This window comes from Massilia sp. P1_C10 (genome assembly GCF_056406475.1).
Map to the genome: position 1 here is coordinate 1 of NZ_JBFUAC010000027.1, position 562 is coordinate 562.

Here is a 562-nt window from a genome sequence, read left to right on the forward strand (position 1 = left end):
ACTCGACTACATGAAGTTGGAATCGCTAGTAATCGCGGATCAGCATGTCGCGGTGAATACGTTCCCGGGTCTTGTACACACCGCCCGTCACACCATGGGAGCGGGTTTTACCAGAAGTAGGTAGCTTAACCGCAAGGAGGGCGCTTACCACGGTAGGATTCGTGACTGGGGTGAAGTCGTAACAAGGTAGCCGTATCGGAAGGTGCGGCTGGATCACCTCCTTTCTAGAGTTGCACAGGCAGAGATGCCACTCATTAAGCGTCCACTCTTATCGACTGTTGAATTTAGAAGAAACAGTAGCAGTGTCCAAGTCGGGGCTGTAGCTCAGCTGGTTAGAGCACCGTGTTGATAACGCGGGGGTCGTTGGTTCGAGTCCAACCAGCCCTACCAACGCGGTCGTAGTAAATCCTTGGGGGATTAGCTCAGCTGGGAGAGCACCTGCTTTGCAAGCAGGGGGTCGTCGGTTCGATCCCGTCATCCTCCACCACTCTACTTTGAAAGTGCAAACGTAAGCCGCCTGGGTTTAGGTTTGATCTTTTAGAGATTAAATGCTGTTTCGTTC

2 tRNA genes and 1 rRNA gene are annotated in these 562 nt (G+C 52.5%); all 3 read left to right on the forward strand.

Annotated elements, in window-relative coordinates:
- A 16S ribosomal RNA gene (locus AC1D02_RS22220) occupies positions 1-224 on the forward strand; the annotation flags it as partial.
- Positions 225-313: 89 nt separating this feature from the next.
- Positions 314-390, forward strand: a tRNA-Ile gene (locus tag AC1D02_RS22225).
- A 21-nt stretch (positions 391-411) separates the two neighbouring features.
- Positions 412-487: transfer RNA gene (locus AC1D02_RS22230), tRNA-Ala, on the forward strand.
- Positions 488-562: the final 75 nt, after the last annotated feature.